Source organism: Paraburkholderia sp. BR14312 (assembly GCF_040948675.1).
In the GTDB taxonomy this organism is placed as follows: Bacteria; Pseudomonadota; Gammaproteobacteria; order Burkholderiales; family Burkholderiaceae; genus Paraburkholderia; species Paraburkholderia nodosa_A.
The window spans coordinates 466,552-487,367 of the sequence record NZ_JBFPKI010000006.1; the positions used below are offsets into that span (position 1 = coordinate 466,552).

Genomic DNA, 20,816 nt, shown 5'->3' on the forward strand with positions numbered 1-20,816 from the left:
CTCATGCAATCGGCAAAACAGGAGAGACACCGTGAGGAATGCGAAGAAAATAGCGATTGCCGTCGCCGGCGTATTGTGTGCCGGCTCTGTGGCGTACGCGGATCAAGCTGCCACCGGCAATACATGGGGCAACAGCCCATTTTCGATTGTGGCGCAGTTCTTTTCCCAGGCTTCGGGTGCGTCACAGCAGCCGGCCTTTGACTGGAAAGCGAAGGGCGACCAGGCCGACAGGCGCGCGGCAGTGCTGGTATCGCAATTGACGCTCGACGAAAAGATCCAGCTGGTGCACGGCACGGGCATTCCCACCGTCGGTCTGGGTGGCCCGTTTCCATCGTGGGTGCAGGGCGCCGGTTATATCCCCGGTATCAGTCGCCTGGGCATTCCCCCGTTGGCCACCGCGGATTCGGCTGGCGGCGTGAACGTGCAGAACGCGCATGCCACGGCTTTTCCCGCACCGATCGGGCTCGCCTCGAGCTGGGATGTGGCGCTCGCGGGGGCCTACGGCTCGCGTATTGCCCGTGAACTGCGCGTGCTCGGCTACGCGGAAGGGCTGGGTGGCGGGGTCAATCTGGCGCGAGAACCGCGCGACGGCCGCACGTTCGAGTACATGGGCGAAGATCCCGTCCTGACCGGCACGATGAGTGCGGCGCGCACCATGGGGACGCAGTCTCAGGACGTGATCGCAACGGTGAAGCACTACGCGATGAACGACCAGGAAACCAACCGGATGACGAGCAATTCCGTGGTCGACGAAAGGACGATGCGGGAAACGGAGCTGCTCGCCTTCGAGATCGCCGTGCGCGAGGGGCATCCCGGCAACGTGATGTGCTCGTACAACCTGGTCAATGGTGTGTATGCCTGCCAGAATCCGGAACTCCTCACGACCATCCTGAAGAAAGAGTGGGGATTCAAGGGCAAGGTTCAGTCGGACTGGACGGCCAACCATAGCACTGTCGCGTCCGCGATGGCCGGTCTCGACGAAGAGCAGCCCGGCGATCTTGGCACGGCCGGCGCGGGCTTTGGCATTCAGTCTTATTTCAGCAGCGCGCTCAAGGCCGCGGTCCAGGCCGGTACCGTTCCGGTCGCCCGTCTCAACGATATGGTCTTTCGCAAGCTGCGCACCATGATCGCCCTCGGCGTCATGGACAACCCGCCCACCCCCGGCGGCTCGGTCGACCAGACGGCAGGCAACCGTGACGCTCTCGCGGTCGCGCACGAGTCGATCGTTCTACTGAAGAATGGATCGGCATCCGGCAGTAACCAGCCGGTCCTTCCGCTCGCCGCTGGCGGCCTGCACTCGATCGTCGTGATCGGCGGCCATGCCGATGTCGGTGTGATGTCCGGAGGCGGGTCGGGAGGCGTGCCCGCGGCAGACGGCAATGCGGTGTCGGGATGCCAGTCCGGCAATCCGCTGCTTTCGAGTTGCGCGACCTGGTACAAGTCCTCGCCGTACAACGCGATCAAGGCCAAGGCGCCTCAGGCCACGGTGACGTATTTCGACGGCACGAACGCCTCCGCCGCGGCTAGCGCAGCCGCCAGCGCCGATGTCGCGATCGTGTTCGCCACGCAGTGGGAAAGCGAGGGCACGGATCTGGCGAACCTGTCCTTGCCGGACAACAAGGCGGACGCGAGCAATCAGCTTTACGACCAGAATGCGCTGATCAACGCGGTGGCTGCGAAGGCCAAACGGATCATCGTCGTGCTGGAGAATGGCAGCCCCGTCACGATGCCGTGGCTCGGCAGCGTTCACGGTGTAGTGGAAGCGTGGTATCCCGGTGTGCAAGGCGGTCAGGCGATCGCGGACATCCTGTTCGGCGACGTAAACCCGTCCGCCAAGCTGCCGATCACGTTCCCGCGCCAGGAAGCCGATCTGCCGCAGCCGACTATCGACCCGAACAACCTGAACGTCGTCTATAGCGAAGGACTCCTGATGGGGTACCGCTGGTTCGATGCGAAAAACATCGATCCGCTCTTCCCGTTTGGCTATGGCCTTTCCTATACGACTTACTCGTACTCGGGGCTCCGGACGCGTACCGATCAGGGCGGCAGTGTGATCGCGACGTTCACCGTTGCCAACACGGGCTCGCGTGCCGGCGCCGAAGTCGCCCAGGTGTACGCGACGCTGCCGCCGGGACTCGGCGAGCCGCCGCAGCGCCTGGTGGGATGGACGAAGGTCGCCTTGCGGCCCGGGCAGTCGCAGCAGGTGACCGTCGTCATCCCGGCACGGCGCCTCGCGACGTGGAACGTCACGACGCACGCGTGGCAGGTGCATGGCGGAAGCTACGAGATTCGCGCCGCGTCGTCGTCGCGCGATACGAACGCGTTGTCGGCACGCGTTGTCGTTGGCGATATGCATTGAGCTGTCTGAGGCCTGGGCGCAGCGCGCGCCCAGGCCTTGCGGACGAGCCGGTACATCCAGCGTCCAGAGAAAATCGGCAGATGCAATAATGTGCCGGCCTGCGGCGCTGCGATGCGCCGCGGGCTCCTTCAAGTGCGAGAGTCGTTGTTGCAGGTCTGCATGCGACAGATGCACCGGAGCGGCGCACGCGCGTCCTCCATTTTCGGCTGCGCAACACGTGCGCGGCATCAGCACAGACCCGGACGACCGTCTCCGCCAACTCTGTCCGGGAGACTCCGATGTCCTTGATCGACGTGCTGGAACCGCTCGTTCGCACCGCTATTGCCCCCGAAGCTCCCCAAACGGATCAGCTCGCGCGCTTTCCTCGCGCGGCCCTCGACGCGCTAGGCGAGGCACGTCTGCTCGGACTCGTCAGCGCCGAAGAGGTCGGCGGCATGGGGCAGGGCGTCGCGCAGGCGTGTCAGGTGGTCGAGCGCATCGCGCGGGACTGCCCGTCCACCGCGATGGTCGTCACCATGCACTACGCCGGCGCCATCCTCATCGAAAAATACGGCCCCATCGAAGTGAGGCGCGCCATTGCGCAAGGCGGGCACCTCACCACGCTGGCATGGTCCGAGACCGGCTCGCGCAGCCATTTCTGGGCGCCGGTCGGCACCGCGCATCCCGATGGCGACGATTTCGTGCTCAACGGCAGCAAGAGCATGGTGACGTCCGCCGTCGAAGCCGACTCCTACGTCTGGTCGTCGCGACCGGCGCTGGCCGCGGATGGCGCCAGTACGCTGTGGCTCGTGGACAGCCGTGCGCAAGGGCTGCACTGTCCGCAGCCCTTCGACGGCCTCGGCTTGCGCGGCAACGCGTCCGCGCCGATCCAGGCCGAAGGTTTGCGTGTGCCGGCCAGTGCGATGCTCGGCCCTGACGGGGGCGGCGGCGACATCATGAATGGCGAAGCATTGCCGGCGTTTGCAAACCTCGTTGCGTCGACATCGATCGGCATCGCCGATGGCGCGCTGGCGCGCGCCATTCCTCACGTGACCGGCAGCCGCTTCGCGGAGAGCGGCAGTGCCCTTGCCGACCTGCCGACCATCCGCGCCTATCTCGCCCGCGCGCAGCTGCGCGTCGATCAGGCGCGCGCGCTGCGCGACGATACGCTCGCCGCACTGGCGTCGGGCCGGCCCGACGCGATGCTGCGCGTACTCGAAGTGAAGGCGGTGGCCGCGGAAGCCGCGCTCGCCGTGACCGATACGGCGATGCGTATTTGCGGCGGCGCGGCCTTTCGCAAAGAGGTGGGAATCGAGCGTCTGTTCCGCGACGCGCGCGCCGCCTCCATCATGGGACCGACCTCGGACGTCCTTTACGACTTCGTTGGCCGCGTGCTGTGCGGCCTGCCGCTTGCTTGATGAGGAGACACCCATCATGTCCTCAAGCGCACGAAAAGCCCCCCTGATGCTCGGCGCCGTTGCGTATGCGCCCAAGGTCGTCACGATCTGGGAGGGCTTCAAGGCATGGTTTGCCGAACGCGGAGTCGCGATCGACTATCTGCTTTATTCGAACTATGAAACGCAGGTCGAGGCCCAGTTCGCAGGCGATATTGCGTTCGCGTGGAATTCCCCGCTTGCCTGGATACGCGCGAGCCGCGTCGCGCAGGCGCGCGGCGAGACCGTGCTGCCGCTCACCATGCGCGACACAGACCGCGACCTGCATTCGGTGCTCGTGGTTCGCCGTGACAGTCGCGTCCAGACACTCGCCGACCTGCGCGGCGGCACGATCGGCTTCGGTGCGATCGACTCGCCTCAGGCCACGCTGATTCCGCTGGATCATCTGCGCCACGAGGGCGGCCTCGTCGCGGGCCAGGACTACCAGGCGCGCCGCTTCGATGTGCTGGGCGGCAAGCACGGCGACCATATCGGCGGCGAACGCGATGCGGCAAGCGCCCTCGTGCGCGGCGAAATCGACGCCACGTGGATGATCGCAGGCAACTTCCGGGCGTTTGCCGACGAAGGGACGCTGCCGGCGGGCGCGTCGCGCATCGTCGCCACGACGGGCGCATTCGATCACTGCAACATGACGGTTAGCCCCGGCGTGCCGCAGGAAGCGGCGCAGCGCTTTGGCGACCTGCTGCGCTCGATGGACTGGAACGACGCGCGGGTGCGTCCGCTGCTCGAACTGGAGGGTCTCAGGTCGTGGCTGCCCGGCCGCGCTAGTGGCTACGCATTGCTCGAGCGTGCGGTAACGGAAGAGGCTTTCTATGACGACCAGGGCCGAATCGCCGAGCCCGCTTATCGATATTGAGTCGCTGGGTTTCGACGCCGGCGCTCAGTGACGAGGCCCGCCATGTCGCCCTGGGCATGTCCCATCGCATTACCGGCTCAACAGCGAGCCGCGCCTGCGTTCGCGTCTGGCCCACGCGGTCGAGCAACGTCATGACGCACTGGAGGGCACCGCGGGTCTCAATGAAGAGGTATTCGACGCGCTGATCCTGATCGCCGCGGGCGAGTTGACGCCGGCGGCCGTGGCGCGAGGCTACGCGCAGGTTCAAACCTTGATGCGCGAAATGGCCGATGGCCGCTACACGAGGCTGGTGCGCCTTGGCTTCGAGCCGGCTCAGGCGAAGCAGCTTGCGGCGCTGCATACGCGCAATTTCATGTAGCGGCGGCGTTACCGCCGCCTCATCAGCAACGACGTGTCAGTCGCGTCGACCACGTGAAACCCAAAGCGCTGGTAAAGGCTAATGGCCCGATTGCCCTTCAGAACACTGAGTTTGACAGGGACGCGAGCGTCGTCTGCGTGGCTTAGAAATTCACCGAGCAGATGGGCCGCGATACCGCGACCCTGATGTTCGGGCAGGATCTGGATTTGTACGATGGTCCATTCATCGAGGTCGCGAAAGAACTTGAAGAGTCCGAGTTTTTCCGACCCGCAACAGATGACATAAGCGTCGCCGTAGCGATAGCGAAGACGCTCCCAATGTGTGTGCTCGTCGGTGGATTCGCCAGCACGTTCCAGGTGCTCGGTCATCGTTGCCCTGCGCAAAGCGAACAGAAATGGCTCGTCGGCGGGCGTCGCTGCGCGAAGTGTGAATTCAGGTGGATTCATTCGTGGCGGTCGAAACTGGCAGTGGCGGGCCCCGTGATTGTTGACCATCTCAAGCACGTTGTCGACCTCGACGCCGTGGTAGCGAACGGTGCTGTCGTGCCTCCTGCACGGGCCACCGTGTCAGCTCACGCGCGCGAAGTTTGCTATCAAGCGTGGACGTGCCCAAGTCCCTTACATTCCGTTATTCGGATGCCCAGGACTAGTAATTTCCCGATGAAACAAGCGGTCTCGCGAGGCGATTCTTGAACTAGACTTTGACTGTTAGTCTTACTATATTCCAGAGACTTTTCCAGGTAAGTTGAGGCGGCGAGCGATAAGCAAAGGGGAAAGTTTTATGGCTATCGTCGTACACAACATCTCTGTGGTTCATTCGAGCCGGAGCGCAGCGTGACGGCGAGCGATGCCGCGCCCGCTGCGAGCGACTGGCGGCATATCGTGCGCGCGCAGGGCATCAGCCTGTCCTACGGCAAGATACGCGCGCTTTCCGGCATCGACCTCGCCATTGGCCGCAACGAGATCGTTGGCCTGATCGGCGATAACGGCGCGGGTAAATCGACGCTCATCAAGGTGTTGACCGGTGTCGTGCGGCCGAGCACGGGCAAGCTGTTCATCCGCGACAAAGAGGTCGACTGGAGCCGCTTTTCCGTGCGCGAGGCGCACCGGTTGCGCTTCGAGACGGTGTATCAGGAGAAATCGCTCGGCGAGAAGCAACCGCTGTGGCGTAATTTTTTTGTCGGCCGGCAGATCACCAATCGGCTCGGCTTCATCAATGTCGCCGAAGAACGGCGCATTGCCAACGATATTCTCAAGCAACAGCTCGGTTTTCGCGGCGTGGGGATCGACGCGGATTCGTTGATTGCGAAACTCTCCGGTGGCGAGCGCCAGGGCATCGCGATCGGACGGGCGATGTATTTCGACAGCGATCTGATCATTCTCGATGAACCCACGGTGGCACTTGCCATCAGCGAGGTGCGCAAGGTTCTCGACTTCGTGCGCTCCATTAAGGAGTCCGGGCGCGCCTGCATTTACATCGAACATAACCTCGCCCATGTGCACGAGCTTGCCGATCGGCTGGTCGTGCTCGATCGCGGCCGCATCGTCGCGGATATCAAGTCAGGCGAGATGAGCCTCGAGGATCTAACGCGGTATCTGATTTCGCTGCAGCAGAGCGGGCACGGACCGGCGCCGGTTGCGGGGACAAAGACGTGAGCGATCCGATCAAGGAAAAACGGCCGGTGCGCCCGGTGGGGTTGCGTCTGCCGGGATTTGCCCGCATGGAGGGCTTGCCGAGCCTGGTCGTATTCGCGCTGGTGGTCGGCCTGTTCATGGCAACGGCACCGCGCGTGTTTTTGGGCTGGCCAATCTACTTCTCCTTCCTGACCACTGTGCCGCCGCTCGTGGTGCTGGCGATCGGGCTGACGCTGGTGATTGCGGCGGGGGAGATCGATCTGTCCTTCCCTTCGGTGATGGCATTCTCGGGTTTTCTGTTCGCCTGGTGCGTGAACACCACCGGATCCGCGTGGCTAGCCATTGTTGCGGCGTTGGCAGGCGGCGCGCTGGTCGGCGTGGTGAATGGGGTGCTGGTCGCGGTGGTCGGGATGCCCTCGATCATCGTGACGATCGGCACGCAGTTCCTCTGGGCAGGTGTTGCTTCGATTCTTTCCGGCGGGCTCTCCTATGCGCTACAGCAGCTCGCCAGCGGTTCAGCCTATGCAGTCTTCACGGGCACGTTGTTCGGCGTGCTCCCGATGCAATCGCTCTGGGCGCTCGGGCTCGCAATATTCATGTGGTCCATCCTCAATCGCCACCGTTTTGGCGAGCACGTGCTGTTCATCGGAGACAACCGCAACGTAGCGAAGGTCGTGGGCATCAATGTGCTGCGTGAGACGGTGAAGCTGTTCACGCTGATGGGTGTGCTGGCCGGTTTCGCCACGGTTCTGCTCACGCTCGAGAACCTGAACTATTTCTCGACCCAGGGGCAAGGCTACCTGCTGCCGGCGCTGGCCGGCGTGTTCATTGGCGGAACTTCGGTGTTCGGCGGCACGGCGACGATCGTGGGGACTTTCTTCGGCACCTTCGTGATTGGCATGCTGGAGGCCGGCATTGTTGCGACAGGCATCGCCGGCTTCTGGGTACAGGCGATCGAAGGGGTGGTGTTCATCGTCGCCGTGATCCTGCATCTGTTGGTCGAGAATCCCGCCAGGCTGCGCGCGTTGCGCGAAAGATTCAGGCTTGGGAGGTGATAAAGCCGTTAAATCAGGAGATAGGAGAGAGAGATGAACAAGATCATGACGGGATTCCTCCTGGGGGCGGGCGTGCTTGCGTTCGGCCTTTCGATGAACGCCGGCGCGACCGATCCGACCACGTCAGGGCAACTCGGCGCCGGTATGACGATGTATATGCAGATGGGCGGAAACCCCGGCGACGGCGCGACATTGCCACGTCAGACGGGGGCTGCCGATGCGGGACACGCCTTCGGCATCAAGGTGATCGAGCAGTTCTCGGCCTGGAGCCCGGAGACGATGCTTGCGCAGTTCCGCCAGGCGATGGCGGCAAAGCCGACGTGTATCGGCATCATGGGCCACCCGGGCGATCCGGCCTTCGCCCCGCTGATCAAGCAGGCGGTCGACCAGGGCATCATCGTGACCGTCGGCAATACGCCGCTGCCCGATAACCAGAAGCTCTACGACGCGAAGGGCTTCGGCTACGCTGGCGTCGAACTCTACGTTGGCGGCCAGATTACCGCTCAGGCCATGCTGAGCGCTGGGCTCAAGAAGGGCGACGAGGCGCTCGAATATGGCGTCTTCAACGAGAGTGTGCGCAGCCAGTCCGACCGCGGCCTTGCCGAGACGCTGGAAAAGGCCGGTGTGAAGGTGACCCGGCTCAATATCTCCCCTCAGGTGGATTCCGATTCATCGCTCGCCGTGCCGATCCTGGTCGCCTTTATCCAGGCGCACCCTGATCTGAAGGCCATCGGCACCCAGCACGGCGGCGTGACCGGGTTCATTCCGCAGGCGCTCCAGCAGGCCGGCAAGAAGCCGGGGCAAATCATCGTGGGCGGCATCGATCTTGCGCCTGCCACGATTTCCGGGCTGCAGAGCAAATTCATCACCGCGACGCTCGATCAGCAGCTTTATCTGCAGGGCTTTCTGCCGGTTACGCAGTGCGTGCTCTCGGCGGCTTATCACTTCGCGGGACTGACCATCAACACCGGCGCCGGTGTGCAGACACCCGCAACGATCGACTCGCTCATTCCGCTCATCAAGCGCGGGATTCGCTAAGGACGAATGGGATGAAGGTACGGGGGCACGACGCGGTGAAACTCTCATAGGTTGCGGCGGGCGCGATCGTACCCCTGGCAGGACGGTTCGGGCATGGCGTATGCGGAAACATGGAGCTTTTCACGCGTTTATTCGACGGGAGCGAACCCATGACGACCACTGTCATTGCCATGCTGAACGAGCTGATCGAAACTTCAAAGGACGGCGAGCACGAATTCACGAAAGCAGCCGACGGGGCACAGCACGCAAGCGTGAACGAAGCGCTGCTCGAAAGTGCCGTGCACTGCTCGCGTGGCGCGCGCCAGTTGCAGGAACTCGTCGTGAAGCTTGGCGGCAAGCCGGAAAACGGCGGCAGCGTTGCGGGCGCGTTGCATCGCGGCTGGCTCAATGTGAAATCCGCGGTTGGCACCCGCACCGACGACGCCATCCTTGCAGATTGCGAAAAGGGCGAAGATACCGCGGAGAAGCGGTTTCACAGTGCGCTTGAAAGGAATTTGCCCGCTGATGTGAACGCCGTGGTGGCGCGGCTATATAGCGATGTGGCCCAGGATCTCGATCGCATCCGCGAGTTGCGAGTCCAGTTTGCCGAGACGAAACCCTGACTCGAGCATGGTCGACGTGGGCGCTACTGGGTGGCGGATTCCGTAACGACCACCCGCACGTCCTGCGCGAAGGCGTCCTCGAACCGAATGCGCGCCACCGTAAGGCAATCCGCGGGCGTGCCGGCCCCGAGACGTACTGCAGCTTGTGCCGTGGCCTTCGCGGCAAGGCCAAATACAGCGACCGCCTCATCCCATGTGAGGCCGGTCGTCATCACTTCCTGAATGAGCCTGCCCGCCACCGCCTCGATCTTCGCTCTGCGTTCCCGATTCATCACACCACTCCCGGTTTTGCGCGCTGTCGCTTGATGGAAACAGCGCATATTTTGGACCCGGTGCGCAGTTGAGGGCGTGCCGGAGGCGGTTGCCTCAATTGATTCCTGGGCGCTCCGGCGCGGCCCCCTGGAGGCGTGACGCGTTTTCAATATGGAATGTTTTCACATTGAATGAATGCCTTGTGATAAGAATACTTATCTAAATGGATAAGGCGTCGTGCCACAAGCGCGTGGATGAAGTCCGCGAGGCGAACAGTTCGCCTCGCTCGTGGGTTGCTTCCCAATCTCGCCCCGCACATCCGCTTCCCGACGCGACGGTCGTGCTGCAGGTCCCCATCCGGTCCGCCCATTGGCTCGCCACCGGGCTTTTGAAGTTGCGGGTTGACCCCAGGTTCACCTGAAATATTGTTGGCTATAATCGCGAACGGTCGGGCGCTGTGATCCAGCGTCGGCCAGCGGGAAAGGTTACCCCCCATTCCCTGATCAATGCAGTTGCCGATCCCTACAGGAGACTGGCATGGCAGAACAACTCATCATTTTCGATACCACCTTGCGGGACGGAGAGCAGTCGCCGGGTGCGTCGATGACAAAAGAAGAAAAACTCCGCATCGCGAGGCAACTCGAGCGTATGCGGGTCGACGTAATCGAGGCGGGCTTCGCAGCGAGTTCTGATGGCGATTTCGAGGCAGTGCGCGCAATCGCAAGCGAAGTGAAAGACAGCATGATCTGTTCTCTCGCACGCGCGAACGAGCGTGACATTTCACGTGCGGCCGAAGCGCTGCGGCCAGCCAGACGTTTTCGCATCCATACCTTTCTCGCGACATCGCCGCTACATATGGAGAAAAAACTCCGTATGTCGCCCGACCAGGTGTACGAGCAGGCGCGCCGCGCAGTGCGTCAGGCGCGCAGTTTCACCGATGACATCGAGTTCTCGCCGGAGGACGCCAGTCGCTCAGATATGGACTTTCTGTGCCGGGTGCTGGAGGGTGTGATTGCCGAAGGCGCAACTACGATCAACGTACCCGATACCGTTGGCTATGCCATGCCGGAAGGTTATGCGGCACTGATCCGCGAACTACGCGAGCGCATTCCAAATTCAGACCGGGCGGTTTTTTCGGTGCACTGTCATGATGATCTTGGCCTCGCGGTGGCGAACTCACTAGCCGCGGTCAAATCGGGCGGCGCAAGGCAGATCGAGTGCACGATCAACGGACTTGGCGAACGGGCAGGGAATACGGCGCTCGAGGAAGTCGTCATGGCGGTCAAGACCCGGAGAGATCACTTCGACCTCGACGTGCGCGTCGATGCAAGCCAGATTGTCACGGCTTCACAGTTGGTCTCGGAGATTACCGGATTTGCGGTGCAGCCCAACAAGGCGGTAGTCGGCGCTAACGCGTTCGCTCATGCGTCGGGCATCCACCAGGACGGTGTGCTCAAAGCGCGCGATACTTACGAAATCATGCGCGCGGAAGATGTAGGCTGGAGCGCAAACAGGATCGTGCTCGGGAAGCTTTCTGGTCGAACTGCCTTCAAACAGCGCCTGAGTGAGCTTGGTGTCATGATGGATAGCGATGCAGAATTGAATGCAGCGTTCGCGCGCTTCAAGGCTCTCGCCGATCGTGAGGCCATCGTTTCCGATGGCGCGCTGGTTGCCCTGGCACGTCAGGGCGAGGGCGTGAATTGCGGCAGCGCGCATTCATGACGGTCAGCGACCAAGGCTTTCACATCGCAAACCGCCGGACAGCAGGAACCCTGCGACCGCGTTATTTTCGTCATAGCTCGAAGAAACCATGAATACTGAAACGATTGCCCAGTTTGTTATTTCGCCCAGCACGACACCGACCGCACACGATGAGATCACCGCGAGCATTGCCAACCCGGTATTTGGTCGCGTGTTCACCGATCACATGGCGACTGTCCGATGGACAAGTGCCCTTGGTTGGCACGACGCGAAGATTGAGCCGCGTCGGCCGTTTCAGATTGACCCCGCCTGCGCTGTCCTGCACTACGCGCAGGAGATTTTTGAAGGCATGAAAGCCTATCGCGGCGACGACGGCTCGATCTCGCTTTTCAGGCCTTACGAGAATGCCAGGCGGTTTCGCGCGTCGGCAGCGCGCATGTCCATGGCAGAACTCCCCGAAGCACTCTTTGTCGGCGCAGTGGATGCACTCGTGAAGATCGATCGGGACTGGGTTCCTGGCGGCGATGGCAGTTTGTACCTGCGGCCTTTCATGTTTGCAACGGAGAGTTTTCTCGGGGTGCGCGCCGCCAACGAGTATCTGTTCTGTGTTATCGCTTCGCCCGTTGGGCCGTATTTCAAGGCGGGCAAGACGGCGGTCACTGTTTGGGTCTCCGACCAATATACCCGCGCGGCACCAGGTGGAACAGGCGCGGCCAAGTGCGGCGGAAATTATGCCGCCAGCCTGATTGCGCAAACCGAGGCGGCCGCGAAAGGCTGCGACCAGGTCGTGTTCCTTGACGCTGCGGAACACAAATGGATCGAAGAGCTGGGCGGCATGAACGTGTTCTTCGTGATGGACGACGGCACCCTGCGTACACCTCCGCTCTCGGGCACCATCTTGCCCGGTATTACGCGTGCTTCCATTATTGAGCTGGCCAAACGGGAGGGCATCACAGTTTCCGAAGAGCCTTATGCATTCGCATCGTGGCAAGCCGATGCGATCAGCGGTCGCGTCAAGGAGGCCTTCGCCTGCGGTACGGCGGCGGTCGTGACGGCCATCGGAGAGGTTCGTCACGCTGCGGGCGAATTCAAGATCGGTGATGGTGGCGAAGGACCTGTCACACAACGAATTCGCACTACGCTCACCGGTATTCAGCGCGGCAAGATTGCAGATCCATTCGGCTGGATCCACAAGGCGTCTTAAGCGATTTTCCTGGAATCCGTGTGCAGGCATACAAACCATCACTCGCCGCTTGACGCATTTGCCGACGACAGGACCCATCCAATCCACCTAACACCGACGATCGATCGTGCGAGCACAAAACCGCCGGGTCGCAATTGTCGTCTCGCCGCGCTGAGCCGGTGCGGAGTTACTCGACGCGGCAATTGCATCGCGTGAACTTGCGATAGAGCTGAAGCGCTAGCCCGCCGGCCACAACGATCAATGCGCGACCGACACTCGAATCGACACTCGTCATGACCTCGGTGAGATAGATCGCGGCTCCTGCTACCAGGGGATGAGAGAGCCCCTTATCACGAAATTCATCCATTTGAATTCTCCAACGTATAGACCACGGTCGGACAACCCGGGCAACGCCTTCCCACTTGATGTCGAAGGCGACTTTGTCGCTGATTCGCTGAAATGTTTCGCATACCTGATTTCGTCTTTCCATGATCGACCGATCGTCCTGTCTGGCTGGTGTACTGTTCCTTTTCCTCTTCCCGAGAACGTAAGCGAATCATATTGATCGCGCGACTGCAATTCAATTACCTCACGGGTAATCGAGGCGCTTCGATGAGGCGGGCGCGCGATACGGTTTTTTTCAGTCAGCCACGATTGCACGCAACGAGGAGTGTGTAGGGAAACGAAGCTGCCGTGGGTGCGCTCACGTCCTTCATGACTGGCCTCTGCCCTTCAACGATCGCCGCTGCAGGATCGCGAAAGAGACCGCGACTCGAACTGCGCGCGTTTTGATGCCGAACTCCCTGGAAAACCATATATGATTAAGAGTGCGAATAAAACGTTTTGTGACCTGGGTGTAAGCATAGGGTGCGCGCCTGCGATTCGCACGCAGTCTTCAACCAACGTGCCAGGAGCCTGCGCAGCTGGTTGGGCGGCCGATACCCTGGTTTAGAGGAACCGGATCGAAGACCCTTTCCCGACGGGGAAAGGGCTTGAACGAGGCATTCTGCGGCGGCGGGTTTGGGTGGGGCTCCCGCCGCTCAAACTCGCTTCACGCCTTCCACGCGTAGGGCTGGAACATTTCTTCGAGGGGCGGCTGGGTGACGCTCGCGGTGTAGTTCGTGATCGTGGAGGCGGCGACCACGAGGATGACGTCGAGCACGAGTGCCTGATCGAAGCCAGCTTCGGTGAACGCAGCGATGTCGTGATCGTCGACGTGGCCGCGCTTTTCGATCAGCGTGCGTGCCAGACGCGAGAGCGCCGCGAGTTTCGGGTCCTGCGGAAGGCGGCGTTCGCGGATCGCCTGCACGTCGGCCTCGCTCAGGCCTTCCTTGAGACTGAGGCATGAGTGGAATGCGACCGGCCAGGTGGCGCCATTGGTCACCGCATTGGTGAGCAGCAGCGTCTGGACGTGTGCTTCGGAAAAGTTGCCGCCATGCGCCTGCTGAAACAGGCCGACGAGGCCATTGATCAGCTTCGGCGAGCCGGCAATTGCGCCAGCGATATTTGGCACCATGCCGAAGGCCTGGGCAAGCCCGTTCAGCGCGGGCTTCGATTGTTCAGGTGCGGATTCGAGCGTATAGATGGGGAAGTGAGCCACGGTATTTCCTTGAAAGTCGAAGGTATCGCTGATATCGATCAGGCGACAAGCACAGGTTAGTGAGAGAAACGAGCCTCGCCAATTACATCGCTGGTAATCAGCGAAGCGAATCAGTCACGGGACGCGTGCCTCGCACCTCTCGCCAACCGCGGAGCAATCCACCCCTCATGGTCTTTCCGTATGTATGAGAACAAACGGTCCGTTGCGATCGATGTGCAATCGCGCTCGACCGGACGGCGGAAATGATCGATTCGCGACGATTTCGAGCAATTACGTCGCAGGTAATCTTCCCTGCGGTACGCCTGCTGGCGCACGGCCGCTCGTTTGTGCGACGAGAAGCTATATTGAGCAGTGACGACATTCACGTATGAGCACGCCGGGTGTCCGTCCTGGCGTTGCGCACGCTGTTGGGCTCGCGCGAGAACATTCGTCGCGAGGTGCCGTTCGTAAGTCGACACTGGGGGGAGCATGGGAAGTCGCCTTGGAGGACAAGTCGTTTGTGTCACGCTGGCATTTGCCATCGCGGGCGGCGTGCCCCGTGCCAGCGCACAAACAAGCGTAAGTCCAGCTGTCGACACGTCCGCACAAACGGCGGCGGTTGCGACGTCCGCGCCGCGACGGAGGTCCGATGCCATGCTGGCTGGCGACGTCCGTCGGGCCCTCGTGCGCAATCCTGGGGTGAACTCGATGAATATTCACGTACAGGTGCGCGGTGGCATCGTTACGCTGACTGGGTGGGTACCACAGCGCTCGCAGATCGAGCGGGCCAGTATCGCGGCAAGATCAGTTCGCGGCGTCAGAGCGGTTTCGAATCGTTTAACGGTACGAACGGGGCGCGGCGGCGGTCGTTGAGCCGCACCGATTGGGACGGCACACCCATACCAGACAAGCGCGAACGACTGCTCGCCATTTTCGGAACGACAGTGCAGAGGGCCGACCGCTACGTGTAGGCCGCGTTACCCCGCCGCCTTGCCCCCAAGATCGACCGTATCGACAAAATCCTCCGTCACACGAGGCAGCGTCCGTCCACGTTTCTTGACAAGCGCAATCGGGCGCACGAATGCCGGATCATCGATCGGCCGCATAACGAGACCTCGCTCCGCGTGCACTTCGCGCGCGGACTCCGGAAGGACCGAGATCCCGAGGCCGCCGCGCACCATCGCAACGGCGGTCATCATGTACATCGGCTCGCACGCGATATCGGGCGTGCAACGGGCGTTCGACAGCGCGGCGTCTACGACAGCGCGCACACTCGTTCCCGGCGCGGTCAGCACGAGCGGCATCGAAGCGAAGTCGTCGACCGTCACCTTGCGCTTGCGGGCTAGCGGGTGGGTCTTCGGGCACACGATCACCAGCCGGTCTTCGCCCGTCTGCAGGACATCGAGCGTCGCATCGACGCTGTGCCCGCCCGTCAGACCGATATCCACCTCTTCATTGCGCACGAGCGCGTTGACAGCGCTCGCGACGACATCGCGAACCTGAAACCGCGCCTGTGGCACGCGCTGGCGAAACGCCCGGATCAACTCGGGCAGCGCGCTGGCGGCGAAGGTCGGCAGGCACGCGAGTCGCACTGTGCCGCTCGACCCGTCGCCGAGCGCGCGCGCATCTCTAAGAGCCTGCTCCATATCGCTTAGCGATCGCGTCAGGATAGGCAGCAATTCGCGGCCCGTCTGGGTCAGCGCAACGCTGCGGCTGTTGCGATCGAACAAACGCGCACCCACCGTTTCCTCGAGGCGTCGAATCTGCACGGTCAGCGCGGGCTGCGACAAATGCAGCCGCGCCGCCGCGCGCGTGAAGTTGCCCGCGTGCGCCACGGTCACGAAAGCACGAATGTCGCGTAGATTGAGATCCATAACGAACTGTGATTGCTACGATCAATTCATTTCAATTGCGTTATTGAAGCGCCGAACTTACGCTGGTCCGCACTAAAAGACAAGACTGGAGACACAACATGCTGCCTTTGCTGGGGCTCGTGACGATCGTGGTGCTGCTGGCCGCGATTCTTTCAAAACGTATGTCGCCGCTCGTCGCGCTCATCATCGTGCCGATCGTCGCGTCGCTGATCGGCGGATTCGGCTTTCAGACGAGCAAGTTCGTCATCGACGGATTGAAAGGCCTCGCGCCGGTCGTCGGCATGTTCGTGTTCGCGATTCTCTATTTCGGCACGATCACGGATGCGGGCACGCTCGATCCGATCATCGACCGCATCCTGCGCACGGTCGGCACCAAGCCGACGCGCATCGTGATGGGCACGACGCTGCTCGCGCTGCTCATTCACCTCGACGGCTCGGGCGCGGTCTGCTTTCTCGTCACCATCCCCGCCATGCTGCCGCTATACGAGCGCCTGAACATGGACAAGCGCGTGCTCGCGGCGGCCGTTTCGATGGCGGCCGGCATCAACTTCCTGCCGTGGACGGGGCCGATGATCCGCGCATCGGCGTCGCTGCATCTGCCGATTTCGGCGCTTTTCAATCCGTTGATTCCGGTCCAGGCGATCGGCCTCGTGTTCGTGTTCAGCATGGCCTGGTGGCTCGGCCGGCGCGAGGAAAAGCGCCTCGGCTATTCTTCCGCCAGCGGCACAGTTCCGCTACCCAAACGCGAGCTCACACCCGAGGAACAGGCGCTGCGCCGCCCGAAGCACTTCTGGTTCAACATCGTGCTGACGATCGTCGTGCTCGGCACGATGGTCGTGATGGGCGAGAAAATTCCGCCCGCGATCATGTTCATGGTGGGCTTGTGCGTCGCGCTGATGGTGAATTACCCGAACGTCGACATGCAGCGCAAGCGCATCGACGCCCACGCGCGCGCCGCGCTGATGATGGCGGGCATTCTGCTCGCAGCGGGCGTGTTCACCGGCATCATGCAGGGCAGCGGCATGCTCAAGGCGATGGCGCAGGCCGCGGTCGGTTTCGTGCCGCCTGCGTTTGCGGGGCACATTCCGGTCGTGCTCGGCGTGCTGTCGATGCCGCTCTCGATGCTCTTCGACCCCGATTCGTTTTATTTCGGCGTGCTGCCGGTGATCGCCGAAGTGGCGTCGCAGCTCGGCGTGCCGGCGGTGCACATCGGGCAGGCCGCGCTGCTCGGCCAGATGACCACCGGTTTTCCCGTGAGCCCGCTCACGCCCGCGACGTTTCTCGTCGTCGGCCTGTGTGGAATCGATCTCGCGGATCATCAGAAGTTCACGTTTCCGCTGCTGTTCGGCGCGTCGATCGTCATGACGATCGCGTGCGTCGTGCTGGGCGTGTTTCCGCTGTAAAGAGGAGTGGCAGAAGTCATGAACCGGACCGAATCACCAAGGCGCGTACGGATAGGCGCGGGTGCAGGCTACTCGGGCGACCGCATCGAACCCGCTGTCGAACTCGCCGAGCATGGCGCGCTGGACTACCTCGTGTTCGAATGCCTCGCGGAACGCACGGTCGCGATCGCCCAACAAACGCGCCGTCACGATGCCGCTCTCGGCTACGATCCGCTGCTCGAAGCCCGCATGCGCGCCGTACTGCCGGTCGCCGTGCGCAACCGCGTACGCATCATTTCGAACATGGGCGCGGCCAATGCACGCGCGGCGGCGATCAAGACGGCGCGGATTGCGCAGGAACTTGGACTCAGCGGACTGAAGATTGCCGCAGTCACCGGTGACGATGTGCTCGATGTCGTCCTGCGTTCCCAACTGCGCTTCGAAGAGTCCGGCGACGATGTCAGCGCCTACACGGACCGCATCGTTTCGGCAAATGCGTATCTCGGCGCAGCGCCGATTGTCGAGGCGCTCGCGGCGGGCGCGGATATCGTGCTCACGGGTCGCGTCGCGGACCCGTCGTTGTTCGCCGCGCCGCTCATTCACGAGTTCGGCTGGCGCATGGACGACTGGAACACGCTCGGGCAGGCGACCGTCGTCGGTCATTTGCTCGAATGCGCGGGACAGGTGACAGGCGGCTATTTCGCCGATCCTGGTTTCAAGGACGTGCCGGATCTCGCGCGGCTAGGCTTTCCGATCGGCGAAGTCGGCGCCGATGGCAGCGTCGTCGTGACGAAGGTGTCGCATGCGGGCGGCCGCGTGACCGAGGCGACATGCAAGGAACAATTGCTCTACGAGATTCACGATCCGCAACGCTACTTTCAGCCCGATGTCGTCGCTGACTTCAGCGGGGTGCGCGTCGAGGAAGAGGCGCAAGACCGCGTGCGCGTGACCGGCGGGCGCGGCAGTACACGTACGGAAACACTGAAGGTATCGGTCGCGTATGTCGATGGCTATATCGGAGAGGGGCAGATTTCCTACGGTGGACCGGGCGCGGTTGAACGTGCGCGACTTGCGCTCGACATCGTGCGGGAGCGCCTCGCGACCACGGGCGTCGACACGAGCGAACTGCGTTTTGACCTGATCGGCGTGAATGCGCTCTATGGCGACGCCCTCGCGGCACGTCACGACGCGCCGTACGAAGTGCGCGTTCGCGTGGCAGGGCGCGCGGCGAACGCAAAGGAAGCGGCGCGCATCGGCAACGAGGTCGAAACGCTCTACACCAACGGGCCCGCGGGCGGCGGGGGCGTCACGAAATCGACTCGTGAGGTGCTCGCCGTGCAGTCTGTCTTGCTGCCACGCGAACAGGTAAATCCGGCATTCCAGGTTGTCGAGGCAAGCGATGAAACTGCGTGAACTGGCCCATGGCCGCACTGGCGACAAAGGCAATACGCTGAACATCTCGGTGATTTGCTACGACGCGAAGCACTACGCCCATCTGCACAACGTCTTGACGCCGGAGCGCGTCAAGGCGCATCTCGCCGACGTCGTCAAAGGCGAGGTCGTGCGCTACGAACTACCGCTTCTCGACGCGTTCAATTTCGTGCTCGGCAACGCGCTGGGTGGGGGCGTGACGCGTTCGCTGGCGCTGGATGCGCACGGCAAGTCGATGAGCATGGCGCTCCTCGATCTCGAAATAGACGACCTTCCTGAATGACCGCATGACGGCGCGCTTTCCGAAAGGCGCCGTGTGACACCCGGGGTTAGCTTTAAGGGTTCTCCCCAATGCAGACCCATGTCCCAAAATTTGTATGATGACCCTATGACATGGCAAATCTGCTGATATGTTCGAGAAGATTCCCAACCGGGCGCTGAGCGACACGGTCGCGCAACAGCTGCTCGCACAGATCGACAAAGGCACGTTCGCGCGCGGCGGCAAGCTGCCGACGGAAGCCGTGCTCGCCCTGGAGTTCGGCGTCAGCCGCACGGTGATCCGCGAGGCCATTTCGCGTCTGAAGAACGAAGGCGTGGTCGAGCCGCGTCAGGGCAGCGGCGTGTACGTGGCCGCGCATGGCGCGATCCGGCCGCTGCGCATTGACTACGCGGAAGCGATGGAAGGCGGCTCGGTGCTGCAGATCCTCGCGGTGCGCCGCGCGATCGAAGCCGAAGTCGCGGCGGAAGCCGCCATGCGCCGCACCGACGCCGACATGATGGCGATCGACGCCGCACTCAAGAAGATCGATGAGGCCGTCGCCGAAGGCCGCGACGGCGTTGCCGAAGACGTCGCGTTTCACCGCGCGATCGCCAGCGTGACGGGCAATCCGTACTTTCTGAAGACGCTGACGTTTCTCAATCAATACCTCGAAGCGGGCACGGTCATCACGCGCCGCAACGAGGCGCTGCGCGAGGACTTCTCGCGGCAGGTGCGCGACGAACACGCCGCGATCGCCGCCGCAATCCGCGCAGGCGACCCGATGGCCGCGCGCAATGCCGCGCAAACCCACATGTACAACGCGGCGCGCCGTCTGGCCGAAGCCGGTATCGGCTGAGGTCGCAGATGCATTCGCTCGCGCAATCCGCGGCGCACTGTCTGCGGCCCTGTTCGTAGAGGAAAAGGTATGTCGAGAAATGTCGGAGTGATCGGTCTGGGCGCGATGGGCATGGGTGTCGCGCGTTCGCTGCTGCGCGGCGGTTTCAACGTCCATGCATGCGACGTGCGCCGCGAAGTGCTCGACCAGTTCGTGGCCGCTGGCGGCACGGCCTGTGCGAGTCCCGCCGAGCTTGGCGCGCGGTGCGACGTGGTCGTCACGCTCGTCGTCAATGCCGCGCAAACGGAAACGGTGCTGTTCGGCGAGAAGGGTGCGGTGCATTCGATGAAGCCGGGCGGCGTCGTGATTGCGTGCGCGACGGTTGCGCCCGACTTCGCGATCGACCTCGGCCGCCGCGTGGAAGCGGCCGGCCTGCAACTGCTCGATGCACCCGTATCGGGCGGCGCAGCGCGCGCGGCATCGGGCGAAATGACGATGATGACGTCCGGGCCCGCCGCCGCGTATGCCGCGTGCGAGGACGTGCTCGCCGCGATGGCGGGCAAGGTGTACCGGCTGGGCGAGCAGCATGGCGCGGGCTCGAAGGTGAAGATCATCAACCAGTTGCTCGCGGGCGTGCACATCGCCGCCGCCGCCGAGGCGATGGCGCTCGGTCTTCGCGAAGGCGTCGATCCCGACGCGCTCTACGACGTGATTACGCACAGCGCCGGCAACTCGTGGATGTTCGAAAATCGCGTGCCGCACATTCTCAACGGCGACTACACGCCGCTGTCAGCGGTCGACATCTTCGTCAAGGATCTCGGCCTCGTGCTCGATACCGCGCGACGCTCGAAGTTTCCGCTGCCGTTGTCGGCGGCTGCGCATCAGATGTTCATGATGGCCTCGACGGCAGGTCACGGTGGCGAAGACGATTCGGCCGTGATCAAGATTTTCCCGGGCATCGATGTGCCCGCGAAGCGCTGAGCGG

The 20,816-nt window shown here is 62.7% G+C and carries 19 protein-coding genes and 1 pseudogene; 15 read left to right on the forward strand and 5 right to left on the reverse strand.

Features of this window, described 5'->3' with window-relative positions; translation table 11 throughout:
* Window positions 1-31 precede the first annotated feature (31 nt).
* The 3 genes from AB3X98_RS19830 (at window position 32) to AB3X98_RS19840 (ending at window position 4,648) form a co-directional block, all read left to right on the forward strand.
* Window positions 32-2,359: a beta-glucosidase gene (locus AB3X98_RS19830; protein ID WP_368605269.1), complete on the forward strand. Its 2,328-nt coding sequence runs from the start codon at window positions 32-34 to the stop codon at window positions 2,357-2,359.
* Between the two features lie 278 nt (window positions 2,360-2,637).
* Window positions 2,638-3,756 carry an acyl-CoA dehydrogenase family protein gene (locus tag AB3X98_RS19835; protein ID WP_342947542.1) on the forward strand — a complete coding sequence of 373 codons (1,119 nt, stop codon included), beginning with the start codon at window positions 2,638-2,640 and terminating at the stop codon, window positions 3,754-3,756.
* 16 nt (window positions 3,757-3,772) lie between these two features.
* A complete protein-coding gene (locus AB3X98_RS19840; protein WP_368605270.1) occupies window positions 3,773-4,648 on the forward strand; it encodes a phosphate/phosphite/phosphonate ABC transporter substrate-binding protein in 876 nt (291 codons plus the stop codon).
* Window positions 4,649-5,014: 366 nt separating this feature from the next.
* Here AB3X98_RS19840 and AB3X98_RS19845 read toward each other — a convergent pair whose 3' ends face one another.
* Entirely contained in the window at window positions 5,015-5,452 is a 438-nt protein-coding gene (locus AB3X98_RS19845) for a GNAT family N-acetyltransferase (RefSeq protein WP_368605271.1), read from the reverse strand.
* Between the two features lie 435 nt (window positions 5,453-5,887).
* Between AB3X98_RS19845 and AB3X98_RS19850 the strand changes: the two genes are divergently transcribed.
* From AB3X98_RS19850 to AB3X98_RS19865, 4 genes are all read left to right on the forward strand, one after another.
* Window positions 5,888-6,661 (forward strand): ATP-binding cassette domain-containing protein, encoded by a 774-nt coding sequence (locus tag AB3X98_RS19850; RefSeq protein WP_368605272.1) that lies wholly within the window; start codon window positions 5,888-5,890, stop codon window positions 6,659-6,661.
* The gene (locus AB3X98_RS19855) at window positions 6,658-7,695 is read left to right on the forward strand and encodes an ABC transporter permease (RefSeq protein WP_368605273.1); all 1,038 of its coding nucleotides are present in this window, start codon (window positions 6,658-6,660) and stop codon (window positions 7,693-7,695) included. Before AB3X98_RS19850 ends, AB3X98_RS19855 begins: the two co-directional genes overlap by 4 nt.
* A 33-nt stretch (window positions 7,696-7,728) precedes the next feature.
* Window positions 7,729-8,733: a substrate-binding domain-containing protein gene (locus AB3X98_RS19860; RefSeq protein ID WP_069263872.1), complete on the forward strand. Its 1,005-nt coding sequence runs from the start codon at window positions 7,729-7,731 to the stop codon at window positions 8,731-8,733.
* A gap of 149 nt (window positions 8,734-8,882) precedes the next feature.
* Window positions 8,883-9,335 (forward strand): PA2169 family four-helix-bundle protein, encoded by a 453-nt coding sequence (locus AB3X98_RS19865; protein ID WP_368605274.1) that lies wholly within the window; start codon window positions 8,883-8,885, stop codon window positions 9,333-9,335.
* Window positions 9,336-9,358: 23 nt separating this feature from the next.
* Here the strand turns inward: AB3X98_RS19865 and AB3X98_RS19870 are convergent, their stop codons facing one another.
* A complete protein-coding gene (locus AB3X98_RS19870) occupies window positions 9,359-9,607 on the reverse strand; it encodes a hypothetical protein (RefSeq protein WP_069263874.1) in 249 nt (82 codons plus the stop codon).
* Window positions 9,608-10,124: 517 nt separating this feature from the next.
* On the opposite strand from AB3X98_RS19870, the pseudogene AB3X98_RS19875 reads away from it, so the two are divergent.
* A pseudogene (locus AB3X98_RS19875) lies at window positions 10,125-11,264 on the forward strand (2-isopropylmalate synthase); the annotation flags it as partial.
* A gap of 133 nt (window positions 11,265-11,397) precedes the next feature.
* Window positions 11,398-12,492, forward strand: coding sequence for a branched-chain amino acid aminotransferase (locus tag AB3X98_RS19880; protein WP_368605275.1), 1,095 nt, complete (start codon window positions 11,398-11,400; stop codon window positions 12,490-12,492).
* Window positions 12,493-12,658: 166 nt separating this feature from the next.
* Here AB3X98_RS19880 and AB3X98_RS19885 read toward each other — a convergent pair whose 3' ends face one another.
* Window positions 12,659-12,838 carry a hypothetical protein gene (locus AB3X98_RS19885; protein WP_342947535.1) on the reverse strand — a complete coding sequence of 60 codons (180 nt, stop codon included), beginning with the start codon at window positions 12,836-12,838 and terminating at the stop codon, window positions 12,659-12,661.
* A gap of 684 nt (window positions 12,839-13,522) precedes the next feature.
* The gene (locus AB3X98_RS19890; protein ID WP_069269221.1) at window positions 13,523-14,071 is read right to left on the reverse strand and encodes a carboxymuconolactone decarboxylase family protein; all 549 of its coding nucleotides are present in this window, start codon (window positions 14,069-14,071) and stop codon (window positions 13,523-13,525) included.
* A 633-nt stretch (window positions 14,072-14,704) separates the two neighbouring features.
* Here AB3X98_RS19890 and AB3X98_RS19895 point away from each other — a divergent pair.
* The gene (locus AB3X98_RS19895) at window positions 14,705-14,923 is read left to right on the forward strand and encodes a BON domain-containing protein (protein ID WP_368605276.1); all 219 of its coding nucleotides are present in this window, start codon (window positions 14,705-14,707) and stop codon (window positions 14,921-14,923) included.
* 104 nt (window positions 14,924-15,027) lie between these two features.
* Here the strand turns inward: AB3X98_RS19895 and AB3X98_RS19900 are convergent, their stop codons facing one another.
* Window positions 15,028-15,924, reverse strand: a complete 897-nt coding sequence (locus AB3X98_RS19900) for a LysR family transcriptional regulator (RefSeq protein ID WP_342947533.1) — start codon at window positions 15,922-15,924, stop codon at window positions 15,028-15,030.
* A 98-nt stretch (window positions 15,925-16,022) separates the two neighbouring features.
* On the opposite strand from AB3X98_RS19900, the gene AB3X98_RS19905 reads away from it, so the two are divergent.
* The 5 genes from AB3X98_RS19905 (at window position 16,023) to ltnD (ending at window position 20,812) form a co-directional block, all read left to right on the forward strand.
* Window positions 16,023-17,327 carry a CitMHS family transporter gene (locus AB3X98_RS19905; RefSeq protein WP_368605277.1) on the forward strand — a complete coding sequence of 435 codons (1,305 nt, stop codon included), beginning with the start codon at window positions 16,023-16,025 and terminating at the stop codon, window positions 17,325-17,327.
* Between the two features lie 18 nt (window positions 17,328-17,345).
* A complete protein-coding gene (locus tag AB3X98_RS19910; RefSeq protein ID WP_368605278.1) occupies window positions 17,346-18,719 on the forward strand; it encodes an acyclic terpene utilization AtuA family protein in 1,374 nt (457 codons plus the stop codon).
* Entirely contained in the window at window positions 18,706-19,020 is a 315-nt protein-coding gene (locus AB3X98_RS19915) for a hypothetical protein (RefSeq protein WP_069269314.1), read from the forward strand. Before AB3X98_RS19910 ends, AB3X98_RS19915 begins: the two co-directional genes overlap by 14 nt.
* A gap of 127 nt (window positions 19,021-19,147) precedes the next feature.
* The gene (locus AB3X98_RS19920) at window positions 19,148-19,852 is read left to right on the forward strand and encodes a FadR/GntR family transcriptional regulator (RefSeq protein WP_368605279.1); all 705 of its coding nucleotides are present in this window, start codon (window positions 19,148-19,150) and stop codon (window positions 19,850-19,852) included.
* A 69-nt stretch (window positions 19,853-19,921) separates the two neighbouring features.
* Window positions 19,922-20,812 (forward strand): L-threonate dehydrogenase, encoded by an 891-nt coding sequence (ltnD, locus tag AB3X98_RS19925; RefSeq protein ID WP_368605280.1) that lies wholly within the window; start codon window positions 19,922-19,924, stop codon window positions 20,810-20,812.
* Window positions 20,813-20,816: the final 4 nt, after the last annotated feature.

What these genes read in the sequence shown, in the direction of transcription:
- AB3X98_RS19835 (WP_342947542.1), top strand. Translation starts at nt 2,638, where the DNA reads ATGTCCTTGATCGACGTGCTGGAACCGCTCGTTCGCACCGCTATTGCC.
- AB3X98_RS19840 (WP_368605270.1), top strand. Translation starts at nt 3,773, where the DNA reads ATGTCCTCAAGCGCACGAAAAGCCCCCCTGATGCTCGGCGCCGTTGCG.
- AB3X98_RS19845 (WP_368605271.1), bottom strand. Translation starts at nt 5,452, where the DNA reads ATGAATCCACCTGAATTCACACTTCGCGCAGCGACGCCCGCCGACGAG.
- AB3X98_RS19860 (WP_069263872.1), top strand. Translation starts at nt 7,729, where the DNA reads ATGAACAAGATCATGACGGGATTCCTCCTGGGGGCGGGCGTGCTTGCG.
- AB3X98_RS19865 (WP_368605274.1), top strand. Translation starts at nt 8,883, where the DNA reads ATGACGACCACTGTCATTGCCATGCTGAACGAGCTGATCGAAACTTCA.
- AB3X98_RS19870 (WP_069263874.1), bottom strand. Translation starts at nt 9,607, where the DNA reads ATGAATCGGGAACGCAGAGCGAAGATCGAGGCGGTGGCGGGCAGGCTC.
- AB3X98_RS19880 (WP_368605275.1), top strand. Translation starts at nt 11,398, where the DNA reads ATGAATACTGAAACGATTGCCCAGTTTGTTATTTCGCCCAGCACGACA.
- AB3X98_RS19885 (WP_342947535.1), bottom strand. Translation starts at nt 12,838, where the DNA reads ATGGATGAATTTCGTGATAAGGGGCTCTCTCATCCCCTGGTAGCAGGA.
- AB3X98_RS19895 (WP_368605276.1), top strand. Translation starts at nt 14,705, where the DNA reads ATGCTGGCTGGCGACGTCCGTCGGGCCCTCGTGCGCAATCCTGGGGTG.
- AB3X98_RS19900 (WP_342947533.1), bottom strand. Translation starts at nt 15,924, where the DNA reads ATGGATCTCAATCTACGCGACATTCGTGCTTTCGTGACCGTGGCGCAC.
- AB3X98_RS19905 (WP_368605277.1), top strand. Translation starts at nt 16,023, where the DNA reads ATGCTGCCTTTGCTGGGGCTCGTGACGATCGTGGTGCTGCTGGCCGCG.
- AB3X98_RS19910 (WP_368605278.1), top strand. Translation starts at nt 17,346, where the DNA reads ATGAACCGGACCGAATCACCAAGGCGCGTACGGATAGGCGCGGGTGCA.
- AB3X98_RS19915 (WP_069269314.1), top strand. Translation starts at nt 18,706, where the DNA reads ATGAAACTGCGTGAACTGGCCCATGGCCGCACTGGCGACAAAGGCAAT.
- AB3X98_RS19920 (WP_368605279.1), top strand. Translation starts at nt 19,148, where the DNA reads ATGTTCGAGAAGATTCCCAACCGGGCGCTGAGCGACACGGTCGCGCAA.
- ltnD (WP_368605280.1), top strand. Translation starts at nt 19,922, where the DNA reads ATGTCGAGAAATGTCGGAGTGATCGGTCTGGGCGCGATGGGCATGGGT.